This window comes from Candidatus Zymogenus saltonus, assembly GCA_016929395.1.
Lineage (GTDB): Bacteria > Desulfobacterota > Zymogenia > Zymogenales > Zymogenaceae > Zymogenus > Zymogenus saltonus.
Genome location: JAFGIX010000032.1, coordinates 111511 through 119417, shown reverse-complemented (window position 1 = coordinate 119417; position 7907 = coordinate 111511). Strand labels below are relative to the sequence as shown.

6 protein-coding genes are annotated in these 7907 nt (G+C 48.0%); all 6 read right to left on the bottom strand.

Annotated elements, in window-relative coordinates; all coding sequences use genetic code 11:
- Nucleotides 1-367 precede the first annotated feature (367 nt).
- The gene (locus tag JW984_07180; protein MBN1572961.1) at nt 368-589 is read right to left on the bottom strand and encodes a hypothetical protein; all 222 of its coding nucleotides are present in this window, start codon (nt 587-589) and stop codon (nt 368-370) included.
- A 69-nt stretch (nt 590-658) separates the two neighbouring features.
- Nucleotides 659-1135 (bottom strand): PAS domain S-box protein, encoded by a 477-nt coding sequence (locus JW984_07175; protein MBN1572960.1) that lies wholly within the window; start codon nt 1133-1135, stop codon nt 659-661.
- Between the two features lie 333 nt (nt 1136-1468).
- The gene (locus tag JW984_07170; GenBank protein MBN1572959.1) at nt 1469-1702 is read right to left on the bottom strand and encodes a hypothetical protein; all 234 of its coding nucleotides are present in this window, start codon (nt 1700-1702) and stop codon (nt 1469-1471) included.
- A gap of 56 nt (nt 1703-1758) precedes the next feature.
- On the bottom strand, nt 1759-1902 hold the full coding sequence (locus JW984_07165) for a hypothetical protein (protein MBN1572958.1): 144 nt from the start codon (nt 1900-1902) through the stop codon (nt 1759-1761).
- Nucleotides 1903-1929: 27 nt separating this feature from the next.
- Entirely contained in the window at nt 1930-4503 is a 2574-nt protein-coding gene (locus JW984_07160; protein ID MBN1572957.1) for a PAS domain-containing protein, read from the bottom strand.
- A gap of 618 nt (nt 4504-5121) precedes the next feature.
- Entirely contained in the window at nt 5122-7854 is a 2733-nt protein-coding gene (locus tag JW984_07155) for a tryptophanase (protein ID MBN1572956.1), read from the bottom strand.
- Nucleotides 7855-7907: the final 53 nt, after the last annotated feature.

The following is a 7907-nucleotide window of genomic DNA, read 5'->3' as shown; positions in this document are numbered from 1 at the left end:
ATTTTAAAAACCAACGGGGGAAACAGGCCGCATGATCCACCTTAAAACCCCCGTTTCACTGTCTACCATATTGGGTCCACTTCAAGTCTAACTGATCATCTTCAGTTTCATATAATACTAGTTCAGGTTCTGGGAGTTTGTTTTTCTTATTTTTGAACATACTTTCTGGTTTTTCACCTCCTTTTTATTAACCTTTTTATTGTGGAGTATTTATTATGAACGAAAAAGAACTATCTAATAAGATTGATGCTCTTACAGAGTCCATTAAAAACCTTAATGAAATACTTAAAGAGATTCTCAAACTTGAGACAGACAAATGGCAAAGAGATCCTAGTCGTGATCGTCAATAAATAAATTCAATTATTTACTAAATTCTATCTCTAATGTTTGACAAGGCTTCCTCTTCTGAAAATCCAAGGGCAACTAGCGTCTTATAAGTTTCCTCAATACTGTCTACTGGTAAACGACAAATTCTAAATCTACGCCATGCAACTTTTGCAGCTTCTTCTTTAGAGCAACCAAGAGATACTAATGTATTTTGAATAGCAATCATTTGTTTTCTTTCTCTAACATGTAATTCATCATCCATCTTTTGAGTTTATACACCTCCTTTTATCTTGATTTGATTAGTTTAAACCTTTAAAATTAACTAGCTTTGTTAAGTAAATAGTTCCGTATTTTTATTTAGTTGCCTGAAATGGGCCGTCAGAAAGTCCCTGTATTCCGGTGCGATGAAAGGAATCAACGGTTTGTTTATCAGATATTTCCTTTCGCGGCCTATCATCTCCGCTCCGGTTAGGTTGACCTCCAGTATTACAATGTCTTTATTGAAGACAAAATAGCCCACGGGAGCGAGGTCGAAGAGGTTGAAGTACTTCTTCTTCGAATCTTCAAGCTCGCCGGTGATGGCCCGGATCTCCTCGTTCTGCATTCGAAGCTCCTCCTCCGTTATTTTCAACTCTTCGATGTAAGATTGGAGCCTTTCCTGATCCGTGCCAAGCTCCTCGAGCGTCTTTTTGAGCCTATCCTTGGCCTCTTTCAGCTCAACATCTCTAACATTCAGCGCGGCAAGCTCCTCCTTGAGGTTTTTTAACTCCTCGATCAACTCTCCCTTTGTCTTCCGAGAATCATCCATTTAACACCTTCCGCTTCGGTAGAAATTCTTTATTTTAGCACAATATCTTTACTTCGTTTATGCCAGCATATTTATTATAAAAACAGGCTAAAATCTCGACAGCCGACACCTCCCCGTCACTTGTCTACTTCATAAAGCCTTTTCTCCCATATACACTCAATATCTGAATCTATCGTTGCGATCAAGCCGAAAGCGGGCCAGTCAATCTCTCACGTCCTTTATCCAAAAAACAATCATGCCTCACTTATTTTGTAATCACTGTTCCTATATTTCGTTCACGTGACAAGAAGATAAAAAAATACCCCTATTTTGTATAAGATAAATTTTCCTTCCTTAAAAAACCGCCTCCAAATATTTGAAGAACTCAAGACGGGCATTTCCATATGGGAGACCCTTGTGGCCTATCCCTTTACCCGTCGGGGCGGAATCCAAAAAAATCTTCAAGGCATCCCTAAGTTCTTTTGCCGCCCCTCCAGTTCGCACGCCACCCATCAAGCTCGCTTGCCTCCCTCCCAACTTCGCCTGCTCCCCTCCCAAAGTCCTTTTGCCGCCCTGAACTTCTTTCACCGCCCACCTTGCACCGCCTTTACGATTGACATCACCCCCTACCCTAAAACGGTTTTTTAGACAATCTCCCTGTCATTGAGGATATCCTCGGCTGTCTCTTCCTCATTGTTAATATTATTATCCTCTTTTCTGTTTTCACTTACAATATCCGCGGCCCGCTCTTTAAACGTCGACCTCAATTTGCCGCGATCTTTCTTCATATTCGTTTTTTTCTTCCCAACTTCGGACTAGTCCACCAAGATGACTACGGCCCCTTCCACCTCCGAGTCCTCATTATAGAAGGGAGATATTCGCAACAAGAATATTTTATTGTTGTATCTGAATTCCTCCCCAAAACCCCTTTCCTTGACAATAACATCATCCAAACTCTTGAAGAAGTTCTTGGGGAGTTTTATCAGACATGGAATGTTTCGGATTATCCGTCCAACGTCTGCAGCGGTCAACTGAAAAATTTTAGACGCCGGGGGCGTAAACCTCCTTACCTTCAGATCTCTATCCACAATAATTATGGCTATATCCACACTGTTCAAAATGTTTTCAAGATCTGCCTTGGCCGCCGCGAGCTCACCCGATTTTATCTGATACTCCTCGTTTATGGTGTTCAGATCTTCGTTTGTGGACTGAAGATCCTCGTTTACCGTCTCCAGCTCCTCGTTGGAAGACTGAAGCTCTTCATTGGCGGACTGGAGCTCTTCGTTGGCGGACTGAAGCTCCTCGTTCAAGGACTGGAACTCCTCATTTGTGGACTCATACTCCTCTATTATCGAATAGAGATGCTCCTTAGTCTCCGCCAGTTCATTCTTCAGCTCTTTTATATACGGATCGGTGCCCTCCTCTCGGTGAAACCCGTTGTTTACAACCCCCTCGACCACGTTCTCCTCCTCGAAAATCACCATTGTTAAACATTGGGCCGTATGTTTTTTAATCTCGATCGGTATAACGGAGACGGTAAGCGTCCTGACCATACCGTCTAATTCTATTTTTAACTTTTTACTTCTGAGCACAACCCTCTCTTCAACAACTCTGTGTATTAGAGTCCTGAGATCGATTCTGATCTCCTTTCTCGACATGTTGAGGATATTCAAATCAATTTCCCCACTCGAAAGAGAGAGATACGGATTCACGTCCCCATGCACATACATTATCTCCATACGATCATCGATGATCACCGATGGGTGGCCGTACGTCTTCGCAAGGTTATAGTTCGCCAAATCTCTCAGGTTTTTCTCTCCTTCGAGGGACCCTAATATCTTTTGCGGAGGCTTTGATGGCACCGTTTTTGGTATACCGAGATTGATTATCGGTGCTCTAAAAGTACCCCTTCTCCTGTAGATCTTCCATTTCCTGTCAACCACCGAAAACAGATCATCGAACTGGCCGATCGTCTCCGACTTGCCTAAAAAAAGGTATCCAATAGGATTCAGGGTGTAGTGAAAAATCGGGATGAGCTTCTTCTGCAGCACGGTATTGAAGTATATGAGGACGTTCCTGCAGACTATCAAGTCGAGCTTTGAAAAAGGCGGGTCTCTGGTCATGTCCTGGCGGGCAAAGATGACCATCTCACGAATCTGTCTTTTAACCACGAAGTAACCATCTCTCCTGGTGAAGTATCGATTCAGGATGGCTTCTTCCATATCCAACATTGCCGCCCCGGTATATACGCCCTTTCTGGCGATATTGATGGCGTCCATATCGATGTCAGTGCTGAATATCTGGATGTTGTATTTGCTTATCTCTTCGCCCAGGACTTCCGCCAGAAGAATCGCGACTGAGTACGTCTCTTCTCCGGTGGCCGATCCCGGCAGCCATATTCGTATATGATCGCCGTGTCGCTTGTTTTCGATAATCTTCATGATGACCTTACTCAGAGACTCAAAGGCCTCCGGGTCTCGGAAGAAACCGGTCACCGATATTAGAATATCCTTGAAGAGGAAAAACAGTTCGCTCTCCTTGGATTTCAGCAACCGTATGTAGTCTGCAAGGTTGGATATCTTATGCACCGCCATGCGGCGCTCGATGCGGCGGTTTATTGTGGAGAGCTTGTATTCAGAAAAGTCGCTATTTGTCCTCTCTAAAAGTAGCTCAAAGATCGTGTAAAGGTTCTCCGAGGGAGCCTTATCCAAGAAGGCTTCGGTCATATATTTGGGATATTCGAGGAGATTTGAAAGCTCCGGACCCATCTTCTCCGGGGGAAGCGTTAGATCGACAAGACCGGTATCTATGGCCGCCTGGGGCATGCCCGTGTATTTGGCGCTCTTTACTTCTTGGACTATGGTGATTCCCCCCTCGGCCTTGATCGCCCTTATGCCTCGGGAACCGTCCGAGCCGGTCCCCGACAGTATAATCCCAACGGCCTGGGCGCCCTTATCGTTGGCCAGAGACGTGAAGAAGTGGTCCACCGAGGGCCTGGGACCTAGAGAGGGTTTAGGATCGGTCAAGATGAGACGGTCGTTCTCGATTTTTACGTTTTTCCCGAAGGGTGTTATATATATTGTGTTCGGCTCTATCTTTACACGATCAACGATCTCAGTCATCTTTGTGCGTGAATAACGCTCGAGGAGCGAAAGGAGCTTTCCGGGATGATTCGGATCGAGGTGCTGTAGAATGACGTAGGCGATTTTTGAATCAACCGGCAGATTGGGAATCAGCTTTTTTATCGCATCCAATCCTCCGGCGGAAGCTCCGATACCTACAACGATCAGGCCGTCTCTGTTTAACTTGGCTTCATTTGTTTCAGGGCTCTTGCTTTTTTTATCTTTCGGTTTTCCCCTATTTCCGCCGCTTTTTTCCTTAGTTTTCATTTCCCCCCTTTGCACTCAAATCCAACCTCTGAGATGTCTTTTCTCATTAACCACACATCGCTCTTTCCATCTTCTTCAGCGTGAATTTTAAAGGGGCTTTTTAAGAATATATATCCAATATGTGAGCTGCCTGCGACCGTCTCTTCGGATTCATTCCTTTTTAACGACAACGTTAATATAATATTTCAGTATCTGAAAATATTTTCATCGACCGTACTAAAAATATCGCAACAAAGAATGAATCAACGGCAGAATACTTGAAACAATAAATGAAATTTTATCAAAAATGTATATTTCTGTAAAGTTATTTCCATGAACATTTAAAAATATTTTGCATTTCTTACGGCAACTCAAAATATTTAAAGATATCGATATTTTAGGGAAGTTTAACGAAGAAATGGGGATAAGGCAATTCGACCCTTTTTTATCGAAAGGGTATCTGCAAATCAAACGGTTGAAATGTGTGAGGACTTTGCCTAAATCCATTTATTGGATGTAAGAAATGGCTGACTGAATTTTAGTATCTACACTTTATAGCTGTAAAACGTATCTGTTTGTTGTCTTCAAAAAATCCGGCTAACCCAAATCCTTTTAGAGAACCATCGTTTTTACCTAAACCTAAGATTTTACGGGTTCAAACCTCCCCTGGAAGAAGCGGAGGACTTTCGGCTCGTATATGAATTTTAGTCCGCAAATCTGCTCCCTCTTATCAAAGAGCCGCTTGATCCCCTCGGCGACGTAGTCGAAGTGAGAGTTTGAGTAGACCCTCCTCGGTATCGTGCACCTCACGAGCTCAAGGGCCGGGCGATAGTTCTCTCCGGTCTCGGAATTTCTCCCCTTCGAGACATTTCCCCTCTCCATCGTCCTGACCCCCGTCTCCACGTATACCGCGGCGGCCAGCGCCTGGGCTGGGTACTGGTCCTGATCTATGTGGGGGAGAAACCTCCTGGCGTCGATGAATATCGCGTGGGAGCCTGGAGGAAGGACTATCGGTACACCCGCCTCTATCAACCTTCCGCCGAACTCCTGCGTCTGCTCGATCCTCATCCTGATATAGTCATCGTCGAGGGAGTCGAGGAGCCCCCGGCGAAGCGCCTCCATGTCCTTCGGATCGAGCCCGCCGTTGGTTATATTCCCCTCCCATACGCGCAGCATCTTGTTGAACTTGTCCGCAAGCTCCTTGCCGTTGCAGGCCAGAATCCCGCCCATGTTGACCAGAAAGTCCTTCTTGCAGCTGATCGTGCACCCGTCCCCGTAGCTGAGCATCTCCCTCAGTATCTCCCTTACAGGCTTTTCCGAATACTCAGGGTCCCTGACTTTCACCATATACGCATTCTCGACGCACCTCGTAGCGTCGAACATTATCGGTATCCCGTGCCTCTGGCACAGGTGGGAAAGCTCCTTCAGGTTCCCCATCGAAAAGGGCTGCCCGCCGGCCATGTTGACCGACATCTCGAAGCTGATGTAGGCGACGTTCTTAGGGCCAACCCGATCGATCTCCTTCTCAAGCTTTCCGATATCGACGTTTCCCTTCCATGGGTAATCGCTCGTCGGGTCGTGGGCCTCATCGACGATCACATCCACGAAAACGCCCCCCGCCATCTCCTGGTGGAGCTTCGTTGTGGTGAAGTACATATTGCCCGGCACGATCTGCCCCGGCCTTATCATCGTCTGCGACATTATCTGTTCAGCGGCCCGCCCCTGGTGCGTCGGTATTATATAATTGAAGCCGAGGATGTCGCTGAATTCGGCGACGAGATCCAGATAGTGCCTGCTGCTGTAGGGGGTGTCCACCGAGTTTGTCATCCCCTCCCACTGAAAGGAACTCATCGCCGAGGTCCCGCTGTCGGTCAGTAAGTCTATGTAGACGTCCTCCGAATTGAGGAGAAAGGTGTTGTACCCCGCTTTTTCAATCGCCTTTACTCTGTAGTCCCTGTCGGTAATCTTGAGCGGCTCGAAGATCGCTATCTTGTACGGCTCAAAGAGTCCCTCCCTCCAGTCCTCCTCCTCGGGGAACGACACGAAGAGGCGGAAGTGCTCCGGCTCGAGCATCGCCTGGTCCACAAACTCCGGCTCGTTGAGAAGCCTAAGGCCCGATATCTCTTCCCTGTGGCCGTATGCGGAGGAGATAACGTCTGCGATCTTCAAAAGATGATTAACCGTATAGGCGTTTCTCGGAAGCTCCAGATTGAGGACTCGTCTCCCCTCCCCCCTCGCGTGGTACTCCCATGCGCCGTCTATGCTCCCCCTCAACCCCCCGAGGATATAGAGGCTTGCGGCCAGCACGAACTTGGGAAGGTCGTCCGCCGACAGGTGGGGCAGAAAGCGCTCCACATCGAGGGCTATCCCGTTTCCGCCCCGATAGACGGGGACGCCCCCCTTTCTCAGAATATCGTAGATGAAGCCTATCTGGCTGGCGTACCACTCCACGTGCTTTACGTCCTCCATCTCCTCTATGCCGACGGCAAAGACCTCCATCGCCCTCCCGGTCATGCCGCCGTAGGTGTGGAGCCCCTCGTATACCACCACCTGGTTCTTGAACTTCTCGAAACAGCCGGGATCATCGCTCGCTATAAGGCCCCCCGTGTCGGAGCGGCAGTCCTGACTGGCGTCCATCAGCACAACATCGGAGTGGGCGATGATCTCCCGGACTATATCCATCAGCCCCCTCTTTCCCCCTTCCGCCTTCCCTATCCAGTAGGCGTTCTCCAAGACGTGGGAGATGTCAACCGCAAGAGGGATTGAGCGGGAGGCGGAAAGCTCCCTTACCTCCTTTAGGTTCACAAGAGAGATAGGCTGGCCGTTGAGGGCGGCTGGGCAGGTCTCGAGATGGATATAGGCGATTTCCTCCTTCCCCTTCTCGCTCAAGAGCTTTTTCAAGAGACCCGTGTCGACGTTCCCGCCGAACTTTTCCGGCCCGGGATAGGAAAAGGCCTCCGCCCCGGTGACGTTGATGCTCACCCCGCCGTTTGCCGGGACGAGTCCCTCGCATCTGCCCCTGTTGTGGAGGACTGTCTGCCCCTTTTCCAGCATGGTCGTAACGAGGAGCTTCTCCGCGCCGATGCCGTTGTGGGTCGGGACGATCTGCGTGAGTCCCAGGACCTCCCTCGCCGACCTCTCGAGGTGGATGTAGTTCCTGCTTCCTGCGTACGCCTCGTCTCCTATCATGAAGCCCGCCTTCTGGTAGTGAGACCAGGAGGACATACCCCTCGTCACCAGGTCGAAGGTTATATAGTCGGAACTTACGTGAAATACGTTGAAGTGGACCTTCTTCAATATGTTCCACCTCTCGTGGGGCTTTTTCGCCCCGATCTTCTTCACCTCTTTGATCTTGTATGGTTCCGATATCATGGCGCATCCTTTGAATTTAAGTATCTATATTGGCAATAAAAAGTCCTTCCCAG

What these genes read in the sequence shown, in the direction of transcription:
- JW984_07180 (MBN1572961.1), bottom strand. Translation starts at nt 589, where the DNA reads ATGGATGATGAATTACATGTTAGAGAAAGAAAACAAATGATTGCTATT.
- JW984_07155 (MBN1572956.1), bottom strand. Translation starts at nt 7,854, where the DNA reads ATGATATCGGAACCATACAAGATCAAAGAGGTGAAGAAGATCGGGGCG.
- JW984_07160 (MBN1572957.1), bottom strand. Translation starts at nt 4,503, where the DNA reads ATGAAAACTAAGGAAAAAAGCGGCGGAAATAGGGGAAAACCGAAAGAT.
- JW984_07175 (MBN1572960.1), bottom strand. Translation starts at nt 1,135, where the DNA reads ATGGATGATTCTCGGAAGACAAAGGGAGAGTTGATCGAGGAGTTAAAA.
- JW984_07165 (MBN1572958.1), bottom strand. Translation starts at nt 1,902, where the DNA reads ATGAAGAAAGATCGCGGCAAATTGAGGTCGACGTTTAAAGAGCGGGCC.